The organism is Ruminococcus sp. OM06-36AC (assembly GCF_003438725.1).
Lineage (GTDB): Bacteria > Bacillota > Clostridia > Oscillospirales > Ruminococcaceae > Ruminococcus_C > Ruminococcus_C callidus.
The window spans coordinates 9,678-32,830 of the sequence record NZ_QSTT01000020.1 but is presented as its reverse complement, the minus strand read 5'-3'; the positions used below and the strand labels follow the sequence as shown (position 1 = coordinate 32,830).

Annotated in this window: 19 protein-coding genes and 1 pseudogene; 12 read left to right on the top strand and 8 right to left on the bottom strand. The window is 52.3% G+C overall.

Annotated features, from left to right (window positions below):
* Window positions 1–162 precede the first annotated feature (162 nt).
* The 3 genes from DXB92_RS11160 (at window position 163) to htpG (ending at window position 4,030) form a co-directional block, all read left to right on the top strand.
* Window positions 163–813, top strand: a complete 651-nt coding sequence (locus DXB92_RS11160; protein ID WP_181977042.1) for an HAD family phosphatase — start codon at window positions 163–165, stop codon at window positions 811–813.
* A gap of 169 nt (window positions 814–982) precedes the next feature.
* Window positions 983–1,756, top strand: a complete 774-nt coding sequence (locus DXB92_RS11155) for a hypothetical protein (RefSeq protein WP_117733899.1) — start codon at window positions 983–985, stop codon at window positions 1,754–1,756.
* 372 nt (window positions 1,757–2,128) lie between these two features.
* Window positions 2,129–4,030 (top strand): molecular chaperone HtpG, encoded by a 1,902-nt coding sequence (htpG, locus tag DXB92_RS11150; RefSeq protein WP_117733905.1) that lies wholly within the window; start codon window positions 2,129–2,131, stop codon window positions 4,028–4,030.
* A gap of 266 nt (window positions 4,031–4,296) precedes the next feature.
* Here the strand turns inward: htpG and DXB92_RS11145 are convergent, their stop codons facing one another.
* From DXB92_RS11145 to DXB92_RS11135, 3 genes are read right to left on the bottom strand one after another with little or no spacing between them, the layout of a single operon-like run.
* Window positions 4,297–5,142 carry a metal ABC transporter permease gene (locus tag DXB92_RS11145; RefSeq protein ID WP_181977040.1) on the bottom strand — a complete coding sequence of 282 codons (846 nt, stop codon included), beginning with the start codon at window positions 5,140–5,142 and terminating at the stop codon, window positions 4,297–4,299.
* Complete coding sequence (locus DXB92_RS11140; protein ID WP_117733898.1) at window positions 5,139–5,846, bottom strand: ABC transporter ATP-binding protein; 708 nt, start codon at window positions 5,844–5,846, stop codon at window positions 5,139–5,141. Before DXB92_RS11140 ends, DXB92_RS11145 begins: the two co-directional genes overlap by 4 nt.
* A 16-nt stretch (window positions 5,847–5,862) precedes the next feature.
* Window positions 5,863–6,867 (bottom strand): metal ABC transporter substrate-binding protein, encoded by a 1,005-nt coding sequence (locus DXB92_RS11135; RefSeq protein ID WP_117733897.1) that lies wholly within the window; start codon window positions 6,865–6,867, stop codon window positions 5,863–5,865.
* 249 nt (window positions 6,868–7,116) lie between these two features.
* Between DXB92_RS11135 and DXB92_RS11130 the strand changes: the two genes are divergently transcribed.
* Window positions 7,117–7,407 carry a hypothetical protein gene (locus tag DXB92_RS11130; protein ID WP_021681830.1) on the top strand — a complete coding sequence of 97 codons (291 nt, stop codon included), beginning with the start codon at window positions 7,117–7,119 and terminating at the stop codon, window positions 7,405–7,407.
* A gap of 113 nt (window positions 7,408–7,520) precedes the next feature.
* On the opposite strand, the gene DXB92_RS11125 is transcribed toward DXB92_RS11130, so the two are convergent.
* Entirely contained in the window at window positions 7,521–8,465 is a 945-nt protein-coding gene (locus tag DXB92_RS11125) for a lysylphosphatidylglycerol synthase domain-containing protein (protein ID WP_181977039.1), read from the bottom strand.
* A gap of 429 nt (window positions 8,466–8,894) precedes the next feature.
* Between DXB92_RS11125 and DXB92_RS11120 the strand changes: the two genes are divergently transcribed.
* The 5 genes from DXB92_RS11120 to DXB92_RS11100 all read left to right on the top strand — a co-directional run bounded on the left by DXB92_RS11120 (window position 8,895) and on the right by DXB92_RS11100 (window position 13,884).
* Window positions 8,895–9,659 (top strand): YdcF family protein, encoded by a 765-nt coding sequence (locus DXB92_RS11120; protein WP_117733895.1) that lies wholly within the window; start codon window positions 8,895–8,897, stop codon window positions 9,657–9,659.
* A gap of 97 nt (window positions 9,660–9,756) precedes the next feature.
* Window positions 9,757–10,485: an MBL fold metallo-hydrolase gene (locus DXB92_RS11115; protein WP_117733894.1), complete on the top strand. Its 729-nt coding sequence runs from the start codon at window positions 9,757–9,759 to the stop codon at window positions 10,483–10,485.
* Complete coding sequence (locus tag DXB92_RS11110; protein ID WP_021681834.1) at window positions 10,482–11,843, top strand: multifunctional tRNA nucleotidyl transferase/2'3'-cyclic phosphodiesterase/2'nucleotidase/phosphatase; 1,362 nt, start codon at window positions 10,482–10,484, stop codon at window positions 11,841–11,843. Before DXB92_RS11115 ends, DXB92_RS11110 begins: the two co-directional genes overlap by 4 nt.
* Window positions 11,830–12,864 (top strand): nucleotidyltransferase domain-containing protein, encoded by a 1,035-nt coding sequence (locus tag DXB92_RS11105; RefSeq protein ID WP_117733893.1) that lies wholly within the window; start codon window positions 11,830–11,832, stop codon window positions 12,862–12,864. Before DXB92_RS11110 ends, DXB92_RS11105 begins: the two co-directional genes overlap by 14 nt.
* Window positions 12,865–13,146: 282 nt before the next feature.
* Window positions 13,147–13,884: an N-acetylmuramoyl-L-alanine amidase gene (locus DXB92_RS11100; protein WP_242986652.1), complete on the top strand. Its 738-nt coding sequence runs from the start codon at window positions 13,147–13,149 to the stop codon at window positions 13,882–13,884.
* Window positions 13,885–13,985: 101 nt separating this feature from the next.
* Here DXB92_RS11100 and DXB92_RS11095 read toward each other — a convergent pair whose 3' ends face one another.
* On the bottom strand, window positions 13,986–16,292 hold the full coding sequence (locus DXB92_RS11095; protein WP_117733892.1) for a hypothetical protein: 2,307 nt from the start codon (window positions 16,290–16,292) through the stop codon (window positions 13,986–13,988).
* A gap of 252 nt (window positions 16,293–16,544) precedes the next feature.
* Between DXB92_RS11095 and radA the strand changes: the two genes are divergently transcribed.
* From radA to DXB92_RS11080, 3 genes are read left to right on the top strand one after another with little or no spacing between them, the layout of a single operon-like run.
* Window positions 16,545–17,945 carry a DNA repair protein RadA gene (radA, locus tag DXB92_RS11090; RefSeq protein WP_117733891.1) on the top strand — a complete coding sequence of 467 codons (1,401 nt, stop codon included), beginning with the start codon at window positions 16,545–16,547 and terminating at the stop codon, window positions 17,943–17,945.
* Between the two features lies 1 nt (window position 17,946).
* Window positions 17,947–19,191 (top strand): leucine-rich repeat protein, encoded by a 1,245-nt coding sequence (locus DXB92_RS11085; protein WP_181977038.1) that lies wholly within the window; start codon window positions 17,947–17,949, stop codon window positions 19,189–19,191.
* Window positions 19,192–19,205: 14 nt separating this feature from the next.
* Window positions 19,206–20,315 (top strand): leucine-rich repeat protein, encoded by a 1,110-nt coding sequence (locus DXB92_RS11080; protein ID WP_117733889.1) that lies wholly within the window; start codon window positions 19,206–19,208, stop codon window positions 20,313–20,315.
* A gap of 281 nt (window positions 20,316–20,596) precedes the next feature.
* On the opposite strand, the gene DXB92_RS11075 is transcribed toward DXB92_RS11080, so the two are convergent.
* From DXB92_RS11075 to DXB92_RS14000, 3 genes and pseudogenes are all read right to left on the bottom strand, one after another.
* Window positions 20,597–21,517 (bottom strand): DUF368 domain-containing protein, encoded by a 921-nt coding sequence (locus DXB92_RS11075; RefSeq protein WP_242986651.1) that lies wholly within the window; start codon window positions 21,515–21,517, stop codon window positions 20,597–20,599.
* A gap of 45 nt (window positions 21,518–21,562) precedes the next feature.
* Window positions 21,563–21,919 carry a dockerin type I domain-containing protein gene (locus DXB92_RS11070; protein WP_278277785.1) on the bottom strand — a complete coding sequence of 119 codons (357 nt, stop codon included), beginning with the start codon at window positions 21,917–21,919 and terminating at the stop codon, window positions 21,563–21,565.
* 16 nt (window positions 21,920–21,935) lie between these two features.
* Window positions 21,936–23,153: pseudogene (locus DXB92_RS14000) on the bottom strand (hypothetical protein); the annotation flags it as partial.

The window sequence follows — 23,153 nt, the reverse complement described above, 5'->3', positions numbered from 1 at the left end:
GCTACCGGCTCATAACCGGTCGGTCCTGGGTTCGAGTCCCCGATGGCCCACCATATCAGAGCCGCCAGTGTTTCACGCACCGGCGGCTTTTTCATATTGACAGAACGATGTCGATTCGGTTATAATAAAGGTATCGGAATTCTTACCAACAGGAGGAACAGCATGAAAGCAATTATTTTTGATATGGACGGCGTAATTTTTGACACGGAGCGTGTCGGCGATCAGGCTTGGCGGCAGGCGGCTGAAGAAATGGGCTTTGCACAGATAGACGATGCCATTTCTCAGTGCCGCGGGCTGAACCGTGCCGATACCAAGGCGTTTTTCGAGAGGGAATATCCAGATTTGGATTACCTTGCGTTTCACAAGCGGAATCACGAGATCATGAACCAGCTGCTCGCAGACGGCATGCCGGTGAAAACCGGTGCGGTGGAACTGCTCCACTGGCTGCGGCAGGAGGAGTGGCGTGTGGCTCTGGCAACCTCTACTGGTCGGGAGAGCACCATGCACCACTTGGAAGCGGCACACATGACCGATCTGTTTGATGCGATCATTACCGGCGAACAGGTGGAGCACGGCAAGCCTGATCCGGAAATTTACGAAATGGCATGCGATGCCATTGGGGCTACGGCGGGGCTGTCCTTTGCGGTAGAGGATTCGCCCAACGGGATTCGCAGTGCTGCGGCGGCAAATCTGCGTGTCATCATGGTGCCGGACTTGGTGAAGCCGAATCTGGAACTGCGGGAACTGGTAGTAACAGTACAGGAAAACCTGCTGGGCGTGCAGAAGTTCTTGGAGAAGTTCGGAGAGCTTTAATCATAAGAAAATTGTGTATTTTGTAAAAAAAGTATGCAAAATTTTATGAAAAATGGAAATTGACGTTGCCGGGATTTTATGTTATACTAAAAATGGAATCGATGCATTTCCCCAGACTGTGAGGAAAGGGTTTGCAGTCTGGGGCAATGAAAAAGAAAGGGTGATTTCTATGAAAAAAACGAAAAGGATACTGTCTTCTTTGATGGCATTGACACTTTCTGCCGCAATGATTGGATTATCGCCGGTTTCCGCACAGGAAGATGCTACAGTGGGAAACAGTGCAAGCAGTCTGGCACAGATGCCCGAATCCAAGGACACCACCCAGAACGCACTGGATCTGTTGGAAGAAGCATTGCAGAAGGATCCGAATCCGGATCTTGCCCGTGAGAGATTGTGCGAAGATCTGGGCGTTTCCACTCTTACTGACCTGACTTACAGCACGCCGTATCACTATTACGATTTCTATACGCAGGAACTGGCTGTTCCGGAATCGGGAGATGCCTACACCTACTGGATCTTGCTGTATCGCGACGGCGTTTATTGCGGCAATCTGTCGGTAACGCCGGCACTGGGGCTGATTCAGAAAGATCTGAAACCCTATGCCTGCGTGGAAACGGCTCTGGAACAGCAGGACGATATGTGGTTCGGCGGTGCAATCGTTGACGGTCTGCCGGCGGAACTGGTGTATACCGGCGGCGTGATCTATAGCCTGAACTTCGGCGAAACCAAAACCGATCTGGTTTGGGGACAGCTGCCGCATTCGGACTACAACAGCGGCGTGATAATTGAAACCACTACCACACCGGCAGTCACCACCACACAGGAACCGAACCTGTCCATTCTGGGTGATGTCAATCTGGACGGCATTGTAGACCTGAAAGATGCGGTCTTGCTGAACAAGGCGGCAAACGGCACAGTGGCACTGAACGATGCACAGCTGTAAAATGCGGACTGCAACGCTGATATGGAAGTGAGTGCACAGGACGCTGTTTCTCTGATGCGGTTCTTGGTACACAACATCAGCATGCTGCCGGATACTTCTGCGGAATAACATCGTCTGATTGCGGAATCATTTGTATTCGTGAACAAACGCATCTCTCTGGTTGGAGAGGTGCGTTTTTTGTTTTTGCGGCAATCACAAATTTGAATAAAATGTAAATTTTCCGGAATATCTCTTGACGAAACTAGCACATGTGCTATAATAGTGTTAGCACTTAAAAAGCAAGAGTGCTAATTTCGCATTTTTGCAATTGATTTTGACAAGGAAGGAGATGTGCCGCGGAGCCGAGAGGCTCTCCGGTGCAAACAGAAACAAATGGAACAGAAACAATTTCAGGCAGAATCCAAAAAACTGATGGACATGATGATCCATTCGATCTATACCCATAAGGAGATCTTTCTCCGCGAACTGATCTCCAACGCCAGTGATGCCATTGATAAGCTGTATTTCAAGTCGCTGACGGACGACAGCGTGGGCATGAACAAGTCCGACTTCAAGATCACACTGGCTGTGGACAAGGACGCTCGCACCCTGACCATTACCGATAACGGTATCGGCATGACCAAGGCGGAAATGGAGGAGCATCTGGGCACGATCGCCAACAGCGGCTCGCTCCAGTTCAAGAAAGAGAACAATCTGGCAGAAGATAACCAGATCATCGGGCAGTTCGGTGTCGGCTTCTATTCCGCATTCATGGTTTCCAAGCGTGTTACAGTCAAGTCGCTGGCATTCGGCGAAAAGCAGGCGTATGTATGGCAGTCCGAGGGCGTAGAGGGCTACACCATGGATACCTGCGAGAAGGATACCGTGGGTACGGAGATCACACTGGAACTGCTGGACGATGTGGCAGCAGATGCAGAGGGCAACGGCGGCGAAAACTACAGCGAATTCCTCGACCAGTACCGAATTCAGAGTCTGGTAAAGCGGTACAGCGATTATATCCGCTTCCCGATCTGTATGGACATGACCAAGAGCCGGAAGAAAGAGGATTCCGACGAGTACGAGGAATATGTGGAAAATGTCACATTGAACAGCATGGTGCCGCTGTGGCATAAGAACAAGAATGAGATCAGCGAAGAAGAATACAACAGTTTTTATAAAGATAAGTGCGGCGATTATACGGATCCGCTGTGCCATATGCATGTGCGGAACGAAGGTACCATTACTTATGATGCCCTGCTGTATATCCCGTCCCATACCCCGTTCAACTACTACAGCAAGGATTACGAAAAGGGCTTGCAGCTGTATGCCAACGGTGTGCTGATCATGGATCGCTGCGAAGATCTGCTGCCGGATTATTTCAGCTTTGTCAAGGGTTTGGTGGACTCCGAAGATCTGTCCCTGAACATTTCCAGAGAAATGCTCCAGCACGACGCACAGCTTCGCCAGATCGCACGGAGCATCGAGCGTACCATTAAGAATGAACTCCAGCGTATGATGAAGAACGATCGGGAGAAGTACGAGAAATTCTATCAGGCATTCGGCTTGCAGCTGAAGTACGGCATCTATCAGGACTACGGCATGCACAAAGATCTGCTGCAAGACCTGCTGCTGTTCCCGTCCTCCAAGGACGGCAAGCTGGTATCCCTGAAAGAATACGTAGACCGTATGCCGGAGGGACAGGACAAGATTTACTATGCCGCAGGCGAGAGCATTGCCCGCATTGAATCTCTGCCCCAGACCGAACAGGTCAAGGATAAGGGCTACGAGATCCTGTACTTCACCGAGAATGTGGACGAATTCGCAATCCGCATGATGCAGGGCTATCAGGAGAAACAGTTCCAGTCCGTTCTGGACAGCAACCTCGATCTGGAATCTGAGGAGGAAAAGAAGGAACTGGAAGAAAAGCAGGAATCCAGCAAGGACATGCTGGAAGCTGTCAAGAAGGCTCTGGAGGGCAAGGTCGGCAACGTCAAGCTGTCCGGCCGCCTGAAATCGCATCCGGTCTGCCTGTCCAGCGAGGGCGAACTCTCTATGGAAATGGCAAAGACGCTGAACGCAATGCCGGGCACCGAGGGACAGAAGTTGCAGGCACAGACTGTTCTGGAAATCAATCCGGAACACCCGATCTATCAGCGTCTGATGGAACTCCAGACTGGCGACAGTGTAAAGCTGGACGACTATGCAAAGCTGCTGTACGATCAGGCTCTGCTGATTGCCGGCATGCCGGTAGAAGATCCGGTGGCATTCTCCAATCGTATCTGTGACTTGATGTAAAATTGCAGGCTGTCCAAGCCTGAGAAAACACTGCATAAACAAAAAAGCGGCTTACTTTTTCAGTAAGCCGCTTTTGTTTTATGGCAATACCGCACAAAGATTGTGCGACAGATGCGTCGTCAAATTTTTCGTCAGATGAAACAAAAAGCGGAGTGAATACTTGATGTATTCACGAGCATTTTTGTGAAATATGACGGGAAATTTGCAAGCAGATGGCGTGCAAAGTCGCCAGACGCTCTTTGTGCGGTATTGCCTTAGAGCTGTTTTTATTTTCTCCGGAGCACTGCCCCTGTGCCGCAGCAGCCCAGAAATGCTGCCAGATCGGCAATGACAATGGTTGCCCCCACCGGCGTGGAAGCCAGTATCGAGATCAGCAGTCCCACTACAGCACAGACGACGGAGATCACCGCTGCACAGAAAATCACGCCGCGGAAACTCCGGAACAGCCGCATGGCGGACAGTGCCGGAAAAACGATCAGTGCGGAAGTCAGCAGAGAACCTACCAGATTCATGGCAAGGACAATGATGACTGCCGTGACTACTGCGATCAGCAGGTTGTATATGCCGGCACGGATCCCCGTGGCTGCGGCAAAGGTTTCGTCAAAGGTGACGGCGAAAATCTTGTGGTAGAACAACAGGAAAATCGCCATGACGACCACAGACATGCCCACGCAGAGCCAGACATCGCTTTTCGAAAGCGTCAGGATCAGCGTGGAGCCAAACAGCGTGCTGCACACATCGCCGGAGATGTTGGCGGAGGAGGAGAACAAGTTCTGTATCAGATAGCCGATTGCCAACGCACTGACAGACAGCATGGCAATGGCAGCATCGCCTTTGATCTTGGCATTCTGGTTGGCACAGAGCAAGATCACTGCACAGACCACCGTGACCGGCATTACCAGCAGCATGTTGTTGCTGAGCCGCAGCACCGTGGCAATGGCAAGTGCCCCGAATGCCACGTGAGAAAGTCCGTCCCCGATGACGGAAAACCGTTTCAGCACCAGCGTAACTCCCAGCAGGGAGGAACACAGAGCGATCAGTACCCCTGCGATCAGGGCGTACCGGACAAATGAAAATGACAGATACCCTGTCAGCTGTTCCCAGATACTCATGCTTCTGTCCCTCCTGTGTATGCCTGTCCGATCTTGCTGTGGAGATAGTCCTCTTTGGTGCCGAAAAACAGGGGTGTTTTGCTGATGTGCAGCACGTGGGAGGCGTATTTTACAGCGGCTTCCATGTCGTGGGAAACCATGAGAATGGTGATGCCGTCTTTCCGGTTCAGCTGGGCGATCAGCTCATACAGCTCCAGCTGTGCCTTGGGATCCAGTCCCGTAACAGGTTCGTCCAGTACCAGCATTTTCTGAGTTGCCCCCAGAGCCCGTGCCAGAAGCACCCGCTGCTGCTGGCCGCCGGAGAGTTCCCGATAGCACCGCTTTGCCAGATGCGTGATGCCCAGCCGTTCCATGTTGTCCAGTGCCAGCTGTTTTTCCTGCTTGGTATAAAACGGACGGAAGCCGCTGTGATTCAGGCAGCCGGAACGGACGATTTCCAGCACCGATGCGGGAAAGTCCCGCTGCACTGCCGTTTGCTGGGGCAGATAGCCGATCTCGTCCGGCTGTAATCCGTCGCCGGTGGTAATGGTTCCTGCCATAGGGGATTTCAGCCCCAGAATCGCTTTCATCAGCGTGCTTTTGCCGGAGCCGTTTTCTCCTACAATATAGAGGTAATCTCCCGCCTGCACGGAGAAGTTCAGGTGTTCGATGACCACATTGCCCTCATAGCCCAATGTGACATCTTTTCCAATGAGTTGTGCCATAGATTTTCACGCCCCCTCAAGAGTTCAGTGCCTGTTTCAGCACATCGTAATTTTCCTGCATTTTTGACAGATAGGTAACGCCGGCATCGATCTCCTTTTGCGATACTGCCTGTAGAGATTGCAGCGTCAGAATTTTCCCGTCTGAGCCGGCATTTTCCAGAATGGTTTTCGCCAGTGAGGAATTGCTGCCCTCGGTGACCAGCACACAGGGCAGATGCAGAGATTCCACCTTTTCCGATAGGAATACAATGGTTTCAAAGCTTGCTTCTGTTTCTGCGGAGCAGCCCGGAAATGCGGCGTAATAAGTCAGTCCGTAATCCTCCGCCAGATACCGGAACGGAAAGCGGTCTGCCACCACAATGGTATCCCGTGCCGCCTGCGAAGTCATTTCGGTAAAGTCGCTGTCCAGCTCCTGTAATTTCTGGAGATAGTCGGTGCAGTTCTGGTTGTAGATGTCCTCATGTGCGGGATCTGCCTTGCACAACGCCTCTTTCATGGCAGTGCATGCCAGTGCAGCCCGCCGCAGGGACAGCCACACATGTTCGTCCAGTTCCGGCGGCTCCTCGTGGGAATCGTTTTCGTCATCGTGGTGTTCGTGTTCATGTTCGTGTTCGTGTTCATGTTCTGCCTGCATGCCCTCTGCCAGCACTTCCTCGTCAGCGTCAGCGGCTTCTGCCATGGAAACCAGCTGTGCGGTGCGGTTCTCGGTGGTGTCCAGTACATCATTGACCCATGTATCCGAAACGCCGCCTACGTAGCAGAACACATCTGCCCTGGCGATCATGGCAATGTCCCGTACAGAGGGCTGATAGCTGTGCAGGTCTGTGCCGTTTTTCACCAGCAGTGTCAGGTCTACGTTGTCCACGCCCTGTGTCAGCTGTCTTGCCCAGTCGTATTCGGGAAAAATGGTGCAGACAACTTGCAGCCGGTCGTCTGTTTTCGGCAGCGTTCCGCCGCAGCCGTTCAAAAAAAAGCTCCACCCGAAGCAGAGCATCAGCAAAAAAGCCAGTTTTCGTTTCATATTCTCTCACTTCCGTCCGTTGGAATTGCAGTATTTGAAATTGAAAATGATTTTCATATTCGCATTATAACATAGGAACGAAGGTTTGTCAAGGGGATTTTCAGAGAAATTTGCAGGAACCTGCTGGAAACACTTGACGAAACGAGAGAAATGTAGTAAAATAAAAAAGATAGGGGAGTGCAGCCCGCGTTTTGTGCGACTGGCATTTCGCGGCGGCTTCCCACAGGATACGGAAAGGAGCAGATCACGATGCTGACAGAGAAGATGACTTATACGGTTTCTGCCGTTACCCCGAATACACAGGTGGGAGATATTGTATATGTAAAGGAACTGGATTCCGGAGCACATGCGATCGGAGAAGTAGATCGTATTTATGCCCATGGCGTACACATGGACCTGTATATGGCAAAGCGGGTGTCGGAAAATACCTTTGAGGTTTCACGCCGGCTGTATCCGGAATTTTTCAATATGCACATGGCAACTGCCAATGAAGCTGCGAACACACAGAATACGCAGAATACACAGAGCAGTGCACAGTGAACTTTGACAAGACAGATGGAACTGTACAGAGAAAAGCTGCCGGTGGGAAATGATTCCGCCGACAGCTTTTTTTGTATGTTTGCTGTGAAAAGTGTTATATTATAATAGTAGTGTTACACGGTGGCCTTTTGCCGCTTCCAGATGAGATGCAGCAGCCAGCCCAGGAAGAACGCCAGCACATCGCTGAATGTGGAGATGATTCGCATGGTAACGGCGTAGAGCATAATGGTGTTGGTGTCCAGAAATGTGCTGCATGTGAGCACCATGACTGCTTCGCGGACACCGATGCCTCCCGGAGCACCGGGGGTGATGAAGCCAATGACCCACGAGAACAGGTAGGTTCCCAGAAACAGCCCCATCTGTGCCCGCGGAACGTCGAACATCAGGAACGCCGGCACGGCATACATGGTGGCGGAGAACAGGTATTGCAGCACGTAGAGCAGGAAAACGCCAACGACCCGCAGCAAAATTTTCCGGTTCAGCAGTTTGCGGTACTTTTCGAAATACCGCCGCAGCGGCTCCCGAAACTTCCAGCGGAGCAGGAAAAACGCCAGCACCAGTACGGCAACACCGATGCCCAGCACCAGCAGGAAATTCTTCTCATAGGTGCGGATCAGTCCCACCATGTCTTTTCCCATGAGCAGCAGGATCCACACCAGCGGAGCCACCAGCGAACACAGAATTTCCAGAACGGTGGCACAGGCAACGTCCACGTGGCTGATGTGCAGGTCTGCGGCAAGCTGATTTCGTCCCACGTACTGGAACACATTCCCCGGCACGTATTTCATCAGATTGCACTTGGTGTATACCGGCAGAGCGTCTTTCATAGCGATTTTCTTGCCGGACAGGATTCGCACAAACTGCACCCACGGGGTGGACATAAAGAAAATAATGGCAGTCTGTACCAGCACACAGCCGGCAATGATGCCCAGCGGTTTTCCGGAAGCGAACATCGACCAGTCCACGTCCATAGTCACGATCTTCTTGATGACAAAGACGAATGCCACCACGGTGATCAGCGTACCGATCAGCTTATAATATTTTTTCAGGAATTTCATAAAACAACCCTTTCTGCATGGAGTGTTCCGAAAGGAACAACAGCTTCTATTGTACCATGTTTTGCGGAAATTGTCAAACTGGAGCAGGCGAAAAACACGCAAATCAATTTTCATGATAGCCTCCCCTGAAAGGGGAGGGGGACCGCCGTTAGGCGGTGGAGAGGTTTTTTCGTAAAATCTTTTTATGACGTTTTCGGCATAAGTAGAAACCCCTCAGTCAGTGCTACGCACTGCCAGCTCCCCTTTCAGGGGAGCTCCACTTGTCGAGTTACATAACTTCGCAAATTTAAATCAACATATTTTTTAAAATTGATTTTCATGAGCAAAAAATGTAGAAATGAAAGCACAGGCAGATTGACAAAAATTCACAATTATGTTATGCTATAAGGTGTAAAAGAAAGTTTATTTTCCCCCCGAAAGGAGTTTCTTATGAAATTGCGTTATCTGCTTCTGCTGCCGGAATTGGTGCTGCTGTTTTTCTTTGTATTTCCGATTTGGAAGCGAATCTGCAATCCGGGCAATCTCGCCGGCATTCTGGTGTGCCTGTTTCTGCTGTTCGTGACCATATTTCCGCGGAAATTTGCCCATATCGTGCAGCGGTGCTGGGAACCGCTGGGCGGCAAGATCGGGCTGTCCGCGGTAGGAATCCTGCTGGCGGCAGGGCTGACCTTTTCCGCCGTGATGTCTGTGCAAATGGTGCGGACGATCTGCACGAAACCGACTGCACCGGAAACCGTTGTGGTGCTGGGCTGCAAAGTCCGCGGCACCCGTCCCAGCCGTATGCTGATACGCCGGCTGGAGGCGGCACAGGCATATCTGGAGGAGAACCCCGACGTGCTGTGCATTACCACCGGCGGACAGGGAGCCGGAGAAGACGTGCCGGAGGGACAGGCCATGCGGGACTGGCTGATCGGGCACGGCATTGCCGCGGAACGCATCATTGCGGAGGATACGTCCAAAGATACGCAGGAAAATCTGGAGCATGCGGCGGCAATTTTGCAGGAGCAGGGGCTTGGGGAACAGGTCGTCATCATCACAGACGGCTTCCACCAGTATCGGGCATCGCTGTTGGCGAAACGTGCCGGACTGCAAGCGGAAAGCGTGTGTGCCAAGACCAACCCTCTGTATGTGCCTACCTATTGGGTGCGGGAGTGGATGGCACTGTTTCAGCTTCTGGTGCTGGGGCATGGTTAAGGCAATACCTGAATAAAGCCCGCATGTAAAGCCGTCAGGCGGGCTTTATGGTTAGATACATAGGCAACAATGCACAAACAGGAATGGAGGGAATCTCATGTTACAGCAACTGACACCGCGGGTGTACCAGCTGGATTTTTCGCAGGAACAAGACCGCCCCGTGCTGGGGTATATTCGGGGCGACCGGTTTTCCCTGATGGTCGATGCCGGCAATTCTCCGGAACATGTGCAGGCATATCTTGCCGCCGTGGAGGAGTCTGGTTTTTGTCAGCCGGATTTTGTGGCGTTGACCCACTCTCACTGGGATCACTGCTTCGGGCTGGCATCGCTTCCAATGCCGTCCATTGCCTGTGTGCAGACAAGACAGTCACTGGAAATGGTTTCCTGCCTGCAGTGGACACCGGACGCATTGGCGGAAAATGTGCGGAAAGGCATTGTCCCTCAGCTGTGTGCTCCGCGGATCCAGCTGCACTTTCCCGATCCGGAGAGCATTCGGGTGGCACTGCCCACTATGGTTTTTTCCGAGAGCATGACGCTGGACTTGGGAAACTGCACCTGTGAACTGCGGCATGTCACCAGTGCCCACGCCCGCGATACGGTGATCGTCTGGGTGAAAGAAGAACAAATGGTATTTCTGGGGGATGCGGTGTATCAGGAGCTGGTGGGCGATGTCTGGGTGGAGCGACCGGAAAAGCTGCGAAAGCTGATACAGGAACTGGAGCCGCTGGACTTTCAACTGGCACAGCCGGCACATCAAAAGGCAATGACAAAGACCGACCTGCTGGCGTGGTTCCGGCGGCGGTTGGAAAGGACGGTGCAGTCATGACAGATGCGGAACTGGCGAGAGCCATTGCTGAAAAGGCGGCGGAGCAGGGCGGCACAGTGTATTTCGTCGGCGGCTGTGTGCGTGACCGGCTTCTCGGACTGGAAAACAAGGACATTGACATTGAGGTGCACGGCATTCCCGCCGAAGCACTGGAACAGCTGCTCTCCGAACTGGGAGCGTGTATGAAAATCGGGAAAAGCTTCGGCATTTACGGCTTGAAAGGACACGCGTTGGACATTGCCCTGCCCCGTACCGAACGGCGTACCGGCGTAGGACACCGTGACTTTGCCGTGACTTCTGATCCGTTTCTGGGCACCTATGAAGCGGCAAAACGGCGGGACTTCACCATGAATGCCCTGATGCAGAACGTGCTGACCGGCGAGATCATCGATCATTTCGGCGGCAGGCAGGACTTGCAGGACGGCGTACTCCGGCATGTGGACGACGTGACATTTACAGAGGATCCGTTGCGGGTGCTGCGGGCGGCACAGTTTGCGGCACGGTTTCAGTTTTCTGTGGCGGCGGAAACGGTGGAACTCTGCCGGCGTATCGACCTGTCTGCCCTTTCGAGAGAACGCGTGATGCTGGAAATGGAAAAGGCACTGCTCCGTGCGGAAAAGCCTTCGCTGTTTTTCGGAGAACTGCGAACTATGGGGCAGCTGGGACACTGGTTTCCGGAGGTGCAGGCACTGATCGGGCTGCCACAGAACCAGATACATCACCAAGAGGGCGACACGTGGACACATACCATGCTGGTGCTGGACGAGGCGGCAAAGCGGCGGGACAAGGTGCGGTATCCGCTGGGCTTTTTGCTGGCGGCTCTGTGCCATGACTTTGGCAAGGCAGTCTGCACCACGGAAATCGACGGCGTGATCCACTCCTACGGGCACGAAACCGCCGGACTGCCGCTGGTACAGCAGTTTCTGGAACGAATCACCACGGAAACAAAGCTGATACAGTATGTGCTGAACATGACAGAACTGCACATGCAGCCCAACATTATGGCGGCTGCCAGGTCGCGTTTGAAATCCACCAATAAACTGCTGGATCGTGCGGTGGAACCCTTTGATCTGATACAGCTAAGCGTCTGTGACGGTCTGGGAAAGCTGCCGCCCTGCGGGGAAACAGAATCGTTCCTGATGCAGCGGTACGAACAGTTTACAGCCATTATGGCAAGACCATACGTCATGGGCAAGGACCTGATTGCGGCAGGCTTACAGCCCGGTGTTCAGTTTTCCGAGATCTTGTCCTATGCCCATAAGCTGCGGCTGGCGGGTATCGAGAAGGAGAATGCTCTCCGGCAGAGCCTTGCCTACGCCAGAAAAATGCGAAAGGAGAATCCTGATGCAGCTACATGAAATTCGAAAAGCACTGCACGGAGAAGCGTATGATTTCCTGCGGACCAATCCCCACCTGGGCAGTCGTGTGATGCTGCTGGGGCTGGGCGGTTCTCACGCCTACGGCACAGATACGGAAACTTCTGATCTGGACATTCGGGGCTGTGCCGCATTGAGCAAGGCGGAGATCCTTTGCAGCGAAAGTTTTGAGCAGGTGACTGATGTTGCCACGGATACCACGATCTATGCGTTTCCGAAGCTGATACACCTGCTGAAAGACTGCAACCCCAATACCATTGAGATTCTGGGGCTGAAGCCGGAGCACTACCTGTATCTCTCCGAGGCGGGAAATCTGCTGCTGGACAACCGGAAGCTGTTTCTGTCCCAGCAGGCAGTCAACTCGTTCAGCGGTTATGCTACAGCACAGTTTCGCCGCATGGACAACAAGTCCGCCCGAATCGCCGAACAGCCTGTACAGGAAATGCACATTCTGAACAGTATCCGAAATGCGAAAAAGCATTTTCCGGAACAGTTTTTTCAGTATCCGGAAGATGCCATTCGTCTTTACATAGACGATGCAGTCAACCCGCAGATGCAGAAGGAAATTTTCATGGATATTTCCCTGAAGCACTACCCGCTGCGGGACTATAAGGAAATGTGGGGCAGAATGGCGGACATTGTGAAAAGCTACAGCAGAGTGGGGCAGGGGCACCGCAACCAGAATGCCGTTACCCACAACAAATTGAGCAAGCACATGATGCACCTGATCCGGCTGTATCTGATGTGCATCGACATTCTGGAAAAAGGAGAGGTCATCACCTACCGTGCTGCCGAGCATGATTTCCTGATGCGGATTCGAAACGGCGAATATCTGGACGAAAACCAGCAGCCCACAGCGGAATTTTTCGAAATCATCGAGCAGTACAAGGCACGGGCGGCATATGCCGCCGAGCATACCGACCTGCCGGAAAGACCTGATGAAAAGAAGATTCGGGAATTGGTGCTGGCGATACATGAAAAGATCGTGCTGGAGGAACAGTGAGAAACGGTTTGCAGTGTTGCTGAAAAGTTTCCTGTCTGTCCCTTTTGCATATTCCCCGTCCCATTCCGCATATTATGAAGAAAACACTGAATAAAGCCCGCCTGACGGCTTTGCACGCAATCTGCTTGCAGATTTTCCGTCATATTGCCCAGAAATCCCTTGCCAGACATACAGTCTGCCTGCGGAATTTCTGTGCAATCTGCCGAAAAATCTGACTACGCATCTTACGCACAAGCTTTATTCAGTGTTTCCTGAACCAAAAAGTTTGTGGGAGGACACGGTATGCAATGCAAATGCACTTGGAAAGGAATCGGAAAACGGGCGGGCATCATTCTGGCAGTCAGTGCTGTCAGTGTTTCTGCAATCTACTTTGGCGGCATGCGGATCCGGCAAGCTGTCACCACCATGACTGCCCCGAAAAAGGAAACGCCGGTGATTGTTCTGGACGCAGGGCACGGCGGTGCAGACGGCGGCTGCGTTTCCGTCAATGATGTGCCGGAAAAGGGCATCAACCTGAATATTCTCCTGAGCCTGCGGGATTTCCTGCGTATGGAGGGCTACACCGTGGAGGTCACGCGGGACACAGACCGGAGCATTCACGATGACGGCGTTGAGGGCATTGCCAACCAGAAAAGTTCGGATATGGATAACCGGCTGGCACTGTTCAACCAGTACGACAACGCCGTGTGCATCTCCGTGCACCAGAACCAGTTCACCGATGCTGCCTATTCCGGAGCCCAGATGTTTTACTCCGACAATGTCAAGGGCAGCGGTGCTCTGGCACAGGCTCTCCAGAATGCTTTTGTGACCCAGTTGCAGCCGGAAAACACGCGGGAGATCAAGCAGTGCGGCAAGGAACTGTATCTCTGCTATTTCAGCGAAAATCCCACTGTTATGGCGGAGTGCGGGTTCCTGTCCAATCCGGAAGAAGCGGCTCTGCTGGAGTCGGAGGAGTATCAGCAGAAAGTGGCGTTTACCATTTTCTCCGGCTTGAATCAGTACTTAGGGGAACGCGGTTGAGTTGACTGCGGGGGATAGAGAAATAAAGGCAATACCGCAAAAAAGCCGTTCTGTACGCATCTTGTACAGAACGGCTTTTGTATTTGCAAATTCTCCGCGGGTTATCTCCAGAATACCAGTGTATCTTTCAGAACGTTCCAGATCGTGGGGTGTGCCTTATACAGTGCCACGCCATCGCCGGAGGTGATGAGAATACAGAAGTATGCCAGCACGGTTCCAGTCATTGCCAGTGCGATGACTTTCTGGCTGATTTGTGCAGCATTGGCGGAATAGGGCTTCAGCACCGCCGGCACTTGCAGCAGCAGCATGGTGGACATGACGCTGAGCACTACCATAATATCCAGCAGGTAGCGAATGGTGATGCCTGCCATGCAGTAGTCCACCCACGCCAGCAGAACGGCTCCGATAACGGTAATCAGCACCAGAGCACGGCGGATCCGGCAGTCGTCCCGCTGTTTCCACTTTTTCCAGAGCAGGGGAATGCTGAGCACGCCCAGCAGTACCGACGGCATTGCCAACGCTCCGAAAGATCTTTCGACAAAGAGATACATCATGCGGTTGGGAACAAGCACCGCATTGTCTTTCAGGAACGGGAAGTCGTCCATCAGTTCCATGGGGTGCAGGAAATATGCCGCAAAGGCAGCCGGAAAACGTGCCAGACTGATGCGGTTTGCGGCGGTGTTGTCTACAGTCATCTGGTAAATTGCCCCGAATTGCAACGGGCTGTCAAACCGGATCTGGTTGTACCACATGATCGCTGCCGCACCAACCAGTGTCGGAAGCAGGAAACAGCCGGCACTGATGAGCCGGTTTTGCAGCCGCAGGTCTTTCCGGAACAGCAGATGCAGGAAAATCGGCACCAGCAGCAGGACATAGACCAGCAGGTTGGGACGGGAAGCCGCCGTGATTACCACGCCAATGCCGCTGACTGCCAGCAAGGCAAAGCGTTTCCACGATTTTTTCACGGAAACCGCGGCGAATCCCGTCCAGAGGGCAAGCAGCAGTCCGAACATACCCATGAGCAGGCAGAGGTAATACCGGTCGTTGTAGTTCAGTCCCACAAAAGCACCGCAGCCCGCCACGGCAGAAACCAGTCCGAACAACAGCAGCAACAGCGGCGGCTGTTTGTCATATCGCCGCACCAGTGTCATGATCAACCCGAATATGGCGATGATAATGGCTGCCACAGTGATGCAGTACGCGAAGTTCAGAGTGGGAACTTTTCCGGTAATGGCATAGAATGGCAGATAGATCAGCACCACCGGAGCACAGCCGAAATAGCAGTAGTAGTGTTCGTTGTAGTAGGCATAGTCCCAGTTATAGGAAACGCCATCGCGGTTGGAATTGTCGTAGGGATTTTCCAGTTCTGCCAGTTCCGGTGTCACGTCGAAATTCATGTAGGAATGCCCGTCCGTCCATGCTTCCAGCGTTTTTCCGTAGACGTTGCTGATGTCCACGGAATGCATGTCAGTGGGCTTCTGGTCGGGCACGATGAAAGCACTGATGCAGGCAAGGCAGCCGAACAGGGTCACCAGTACCGCCAGATTGTGCTTCCAGTTTTTCGCCTGATAGTGGATCTCCCAGACGGAGAACTGCTTGCAGGCAGTCAGCCCCAGTGCGATCAGCAGCACCAGCAGGAACCGCCCTGTGGAAAAGGCAAAGGGAATTGCCGCATAGGCGGTGCCGCTGTGCAGAGTGATCGGGGCATCGATGTTTTCGAACTGAAGTTGCAGCACGTGAATTTTTTCATAGGGCTGCATGGCGAATTGCAGGGTGTCATAGCTGCCGGTCGCCTGTGTCTGTGCAGTCTTTTCGAATCGCTGTGTCAGGTTGTTGTCTTTCATGGAGAGGGAAACCTGATACATCTTGTCCTTGCCGTCCGCATGCAGCCGGACACAGTGCAGCTCGTCCCAGTCCAGATCAGAAAAGGTCAGGGTGCAGTTGCCGGTAATGGTGATCTCGCCCTTGTCGTTGAAAGAAGCCGCTTCTTCATCGCTGATTTCTGCGGTGGAAAGGGAAAGTTCCTCTTTGGTTTTCTGGGTGGTGAAGCCGGTGATGTGGAACACCAGCACTTCCAGCAGAAAGACGCAGCCGGCAATGCAGGCGGCTTTTCGCAGATACTTCCGCAGAACAGCAGTGTCCTGCTTTCCGGAAAAGGCAGTTCCTGCACCGAGCAGCAGCAGGGTGATCGCCAGCGGCAGCGGCGGAAACAGGTGGGAACCAGTGATCTGGAACCCGCGGATCAGAGCATGCAGAAGCAGCAGCACCAGAATTTCTCCGGCAGTCAGTATTCCCATTCTGACTGCGGTTTTTGAAAATTCAGAGCCAGCCGGTGCCAGCTTCGGCAGTTTGCACGCCGCCAGAAGCAGGGCGTTGCATAGAATTGGCAGTAAAAAGTAGAGTAACATCTGTCAAAATCCTTTCATAAAAAAATCTGTTTTTATTATATATGATAAAAGGAAAATGAATGTGAACAAACACTGTGAAAATCGTAAATATAAGATATTTTCGGGAATTTTCGGGGCGTGAGGTCTTTTTTGCTATATTAGGGAAACATCGCCCTAGATATTACGCAAAAAATCTCGCATTCCAGTCTACAGCTTGCACTTCTGCCCGCATCATGGTATAATACAAATAACACAACAAAAAGGAGAACCTCTATGGCAAAGCCTAAGATCATATACCGCTGCACAGCATGCGGCTACGAAAGTGCCAAGTGGAACGGCAAGTGTCCCTCCTGCGGCTCGTGGAACACGTTGGAAGAAGATGTCCCGCTGCCCACACAGGCGGTGGGCAACAGCCGCCGGAAACCGGTGGACTTGTCGGATAAAATACAGGAACTGGAAGAAGTGGACACCACAGCTGATGTCCGTTATCATACCGGCGTAGGCGAACTGGATCGCGTGCTGGGCGGCGGACTGGTGCGTGGCTCCATTGTGCTGCTGGGCGGCGAGCCGGGTATCGGAAAAAGCACACTGCTGCTGCAAATCTGCCAGTACTTCGGAAAGGAACACACTGTGCTGTATGTTTCCGGTGAGGAATCCGCCAAACAGATCAAGCTGCGGGCGGAGCGTCTGGGCGTGACAACGAAAAATCTGTTTCTGCTGACAGTCACCGATGCCCAGAGCATCTGCGACACCATTTCCGCCAGCCGCCCCGATATTGTCATTATCGACTCCATTCAGACCATGCAAATGGAGGAAATTTCCTCCAGTGCCGGCAGCCTGACACAGGTGCGGGAGTGCACCAACCTGTTTATGCACACGGCGAAACAGCTGGACATTCCGGTGTGGATCGTGGGGCATGTCAACAAGGACGGAGCCATTGCCGGTCCGAAGGTCATGGAACATATTGTGGACACCGTGCTGTATTTCGAGGGAGAACGGAACCTGTCCTACCGGCTGCTGCGTGCTGTGAAAAACCGGTATGGTTCTACCAATGAGATCGGCGTGTTCGAGATGCAGGACAGCGGACTGCACGAAGTGCCCAACCCCTCGGCAATGCTGCTGGACGGCAGACCTCACGGCGTTTCCGGCACCTGTGTTACCTGTATGATGGAGGGCTCCCGTCCGATTCTGGCGGAAATTCAGGTGCTTGCCACCAAAAGCGGCTTTTCTGCACCGCGGCGGCAGACGCAGGGGTTTGACTATAGCCGCATGGTGATCCTGATCGCGGTACTGGAAAAACATCTGGGCATGTTTTTCGGAACGCTGGACGTGTACCTGAATGTAGTCGGCGGATTCCAGCTGGACGAACCGGCAGGGGACTTGGCGGTGGCACTGTGTCTGTACTCCTCGCTGGTGGACAAGCCGATCTCGGAACGGACGGTTGCCTTTGGCGAAGTTGGACTGGGCGGCGAAGTGCGTGGCATTTCCCACATTCGGCGGCGGGTGCAGGAGGCGGAACGCATGGGCTTTACGCGGTGCATCGTGCCGCATCAGTGCCTGCACGAACTGAAAGGCGGCTCCTATCAGATTCGCATTGCCGGCGTGCGGAATCTCCGGCAGGCGTTTTCGGTGCTGGAGAAAGATGCGAGAGAAACAACAGGACAAGGAGAATGACATGAAAATTTGGAAAAAACCGCTGGCAGCAGTGCTTGCCGGAATGCTCTGTATTATCAGTATGCCGCAGGTGCAGCCGCTTCTGCCGGTATTTTCGGCAGCGGCAGCAGAGGAAACGGGAACTGTCGGGGCGTTGACATATACGCTGAAATCAGATCGGGCGATCATCACCCAGTGTGACAAGAACGCCGAAGAAGTGGAGATACCGTCGGAAATTGCGGGAAAGCCGGTGCTGCAAATTGCAGAGCGTGCATTTCTTTCCCATGAAAAGCTGACTCGTGTGGTGATTCCGGACACGGTGCGTACCATAGAGAACTTGGCATTTTCACACTGCTCCCAGTTGCAGGAAGTCACGCTGCCCAAGTATCTGGTCACGATCGGCAGCAACTGCTTTTCTTACTGTGCACAGCTGGAAGAACTGGACGTGCCGAAAACGGTAAAAAATATTGGTCACAGTGCGTTTTACGGAACGGCGTGGCTGAAGCAAAAGCAGGCAGAAAACCCGCTGGTGCAGGTGAATCATATTCTCATTGATGCGAACGCCTGCACCGATACCACAATTGTGGTGCCGGACGGCGTGACGGAGATCGGTGGCTATGCCTTTTCTGTACTGGTACAACTGCGGGAGGTCGTGCTGCCGGACAGCGTGACCAAAATCGGCAGCGGGGCGTTCTGGCAGTGCCTGAAACTGGAAAAAATTCAGATTCCGGACAGTGTGACAACGATTGAGAGCAGGGCGTTCTATGTTTGTGAAGCATTGCAGGAACTGGAAATTCCGGCAGGCGTGACACAGCTTCCCGAACGAGTGTTCTCCTGCTGTGCCAATCTGGAAAAGCTGACAATACGGGGAACTCTCACAGAGATCGGAGAGGCAGCCTTTTCCGACTGCCCGAAGCTGGCAGAGATATACACCACGATGTCAGAAGCTGACTGGAACGCGATTCCCGTTGGTGCGGAAAACGAACCATTGGAGCAGGCGACAATACATTATAATAGTATCCTTGAAGAACTGCTTCTTGCCGACTTGGACAACAGCGGAAGCGTGGATTCTACGGACGTGTTTTACATTCTGCTGGGCGTTGCACAGAATGCGGTGGGTATGGATTCCGGCTGGACACCGGCACAGGAAAAAGCGGCGGACATTGACGGCAGCGGTGCAGTCGATTCTACAGACGTGTTCTATGTGCTGCTGTATATTGCACGGAACAGTGCGGGGATTCCCACCACGTGGGAAGATATTGTGTGAGAAAGGAAAGTCATATGAAAAACTGGAAAAAACCGCTGGCAGCAGTGCTTGCCGGAATGCTCTGTATTATCAGCATGCCGCAGGTGCAGCCGCTTCTGCCGGCATTTTCGGCAGCGGCAGCAGAGAAAACGGGAACTGTCGGGGCGTTGACGTATATCTTGGAATCTGACGGGGCAGTTATCACGAAATGTGAGGAAACGGCGGAAAAAGTGGTAATACCGGAAAAAATTTCCGGAAAACCAGTGACGGAAATTGCAGAAGATGCGTTTCAATTTTGTGAAAATTTGACCAGTGTGGAGATACCGGACACGGTACAGACGATCGGAAAGAATGCGTTTTGGAGTTGTCATAAGTTACAGCATGTGACGCTGCCGAAAAATCTGGCTGCTGTAGGGGATAATTGCTTTCGTTCCTGCGGCTTGCTGGCGGAATTGGAAATTCCGGTGACCTTACAGAAAATCGGCTTAGATGCGTTTTGCGATACGGCGTGGCTGAAAAATCAGCAGACGGAGAATCCGCTGGTACAGGTGAACCATATTTTGATTGACGCGACAACATGCTCTGGTACAGCGGTAGAAGTGCCGGACGGTGTGACGGAAATCGGGAACTTTGCCTTTTACAACTGCGGAAATTTGCAGAAGATCATGCTGCCGGCAAGTGTGACGAAAATTGATTGGGGTGCTTTCTGGCAGTGTTCTGGTCTGGAAACGCTGACAGTACAGGGCAATCTGGCAAAAATCGGGGAATCTGCCTTTTCCGACTGTACGAAACTGTCGGCAGTGTACACTGTCATGTCGGAAGACGAGTGGAGCAATGTCCAGATCGAATCAGGGAATGAACTGCTGGAGCAGGCGACAATACATTATAATAGTATCCTTGAAGAACTGCTTCTTGCCGACTTGGACAACAGCGGAAGCGTGGATTCTACGGACGTGTTTTACATTCTGCTGGGCGTTGCACAGAATGCGGTGGGTATGGATTCCGGCTGGACACCGGCACAGGAAAAAGCGGCGGACATTGACGGCAGCGGTGCAGTCGATTCTACAGACGTGTTCTATGTGCTGCTGTATATTGCACGGAACAGTGCGGGGATTCCCACCACGTGGGAGATGCTGGTGGCGTAACAGAAGAACAACACGCAGACCGCTTTACAATCATGAATTTTTGAACGGACAGAAAAAAGCCGTATCGGAATGGAATTACCGATACGGCTTTTTGTATGTGGTTTGTTAGGCAATACCGCACAAAGATTGTGCGACAGATGCGTCGTCAAATTTTTCGCCAGATGAAACAAAAAGCGGAGTGAATACTTGATGTATTCACGAGCATTTTTGTGAAATATGACGGGAAATTTGCAAGCAGATGGCGTGCAAAGTCGCCAGACGCTCTTTGTGCGGTATTGCCTTTACTTTGCCTGCACTTCTGCTTTTGGCTCATTGGCAGGGGTGCTGTTCTTATCCGAGAGCATTTTCAAGCCCTGCATGCCCAGAATGACTACGCCGCCGATGAGGAAGAACACAATGCTGAACGTGTGCAGTCCCATTGCCGGCTGCGGATTTTCCAGCGTGGTGGGCCCCATAAAGACGGAGTACAGGGAACCCAGCATCATGCCGATGATCAGATATACCGTAGCCCCGCGGTGTTTGGTCAGGGCATTCTGGATCAGCTTGATAATGCTGATGATGCCGGTAATGACACCCAGCCCAAAGACGAGCAGAATGGGCAGCATGTGGAGATTCAGGTGGAGCAGGTCGTGAATGCCGTTAATGATCGGAATGTACAGCCCGAAGATCAGCAGCAGCGTGGAACCGGAAATGCCCGGCAGAACCATGGCACAGATTGCAACGGCTCCCACGAAGAATGCGTAGATGTACATGCCGATGCCGGGATTACTCAGATCTTTTCCGCCGCCTACAAAAGTGTTGGCATAAGTGATCGCCACCACGAATGCCATGCCGATGAGGACGAAGAAGCTCATTTTCCAGCGGTCTTTCAGTACCTTTTTTTCCTCGTAGATCACGACCGGAATCGCGAAGATGATGAAGCCGATGAACAGGGAGGATACCCGATAGATATGGGATTCAAAGACATTTGCCAGCACCAGCACCGAGGAGCAGAAGCCGATCGCCCAGCCGATGCCCAGCTTGATGAGGTACTTGACAGCCTGGATGCGTTCTTGCTTGCTGCCGGAGATCAGGGCGTTCAGGGAACCGATAAAGTTGTCATAGAAGCCCATGAGGAATGCGATCGTGCCGCCGGAAACGCCGGGGACACTGTCTGCCAGTGCCATACAGAAACCGTGCAGAAGTGTAATTAGTTTTTTCATGTGTGTTTGCTTGTCCTTTCTTGTTTTTCGTTTTTTGTTTACAACTTATTTTATTATACACTTTTTCTGTGTGGTGATGTAAAAAGATTGTGGGTACATTTTAAAAACATCTAAAGAATATTCTGGGCAATATTGCAAAATATGCTTTTCGTACAGTTCGTCCCAGTCTGTCGGAATGCCGGCTCCCTGATAGGCAACGTAGCGGAGTATAAAATAGACATCGATAGTGTCAATGGAGCCGTCTCCGTTGACGTCCAGCTTGGTCAGCAGAGCGGCTTCGATCTCCGGATATTCCGTGAAGGTGTAATCGTGATAGCCGGCACCGTGATATGCACAATACAGCATTACCATGTAAACATCTGTGGAGTCCACCCGACCATTGCGGTCTGCATCGCCTGTGATCTGCGGGAAATTTTCGTCAGGGGGTATGGTGGTTGTGGTGGAAGTTGTGGTTGTTGAAGTCGTTGTGCTTGTGGTGGTGGAAGTAGTCGTTGTTGAAGCCGCTGTGCTTGTAGTTGTGGAAGTAGTCGTTGTTGAAGCAGTTGTGCTTGTGGTGGTGGAAGTAGTCGTTGTCGAAGTGGTCGTGCTTGTGGTGAAAGTAGTCGTTGTTGAAGTGGTCGTACTTGTAGTAGCGGAAGTCGTGGTTTTCGAAGTGGTCGTGCTTGTGGTAGTGGAAGTTGCGGTTGTTGAAGTGGTCGTGCTTGTAGTAGCGGAAGTCGTGGTTGTCGAAGTAGTCGCACTTGTAGTAGCGGAAGTTGTGGTTGTCGAAGTGATTGTGCTTGTAGTAGCAGAAGTCGTGGTTGTTGAAGTGGTCGCACTTGTAGTAGCGGAAGTTGTGGTTGTCGAAGTTGTCGTGCTTGTAGTAGCAGAAGTCGTGGTTGTTGAAGTGGTTGTGCTTGTAGTAGTGGAAGTCGTGGCTGTCGAAGCAGCTGTACTTGTAGTAGCGGAAGTCGTGGTTGTTGAAGTGGTTGTGCTTGTAGTTGTGGAAGTTGCGGTTGTTGAAGTGGTCGTGCTTGTAGTTGTGGAAGTCACGATTGTTGAAGTGGTCGTGCTTGTAGTTGTGGAAGTCGTGGTTGTCGAAGTGGTCGTGCTTGTGGTGATGAAAGTTGTAGTTGTCGAAGTGGTTGTACTTGTAGTAGTGGAAGTCGTGGTTTTCGAAGCGGTCGTGCTTGTAGTTGTGGAAGTTGCGGTTGTTGAAGTGGTCGTGCTTGTGGTAGTAGAAGTTGTGGTTTTCGAAGCGGTCGTGCTTGTAGTAGTAGAAGTTGCGGTTGTTGAAGTGGTCGTGTTTGTGGTGGTGGAAGTAGTCGTTGTTGAAGTAGCTGTGCTTGTGGCAGTGGAAGTCGTGGTTTTTAAAGTTGTTGTGCTTGTGGTGGTGGAAGTTGCCGTTGTTGAAGTGGTTGTGCTTGTAGTAGCGGAAGTTGTAGTTATCGAAGCAGTCGTGCTTGTAGTAGTAGAAGTTGCGGTTGTTGAAGTGGTTGTACTTGCTGTAGCGGAAATTGTCGTTGCCGAAGTAGTCGTGCTTGTGATGGTGGAAATTGTGGTTGTTGAAGTGGTCGTGCTTGTGGTGGTGGAAGTAGTGGTTTTTAAAGTTGTTGTGCTTGTGGTGGTGGAAGTTGCGGTTGTCGAAGTGGTCGTG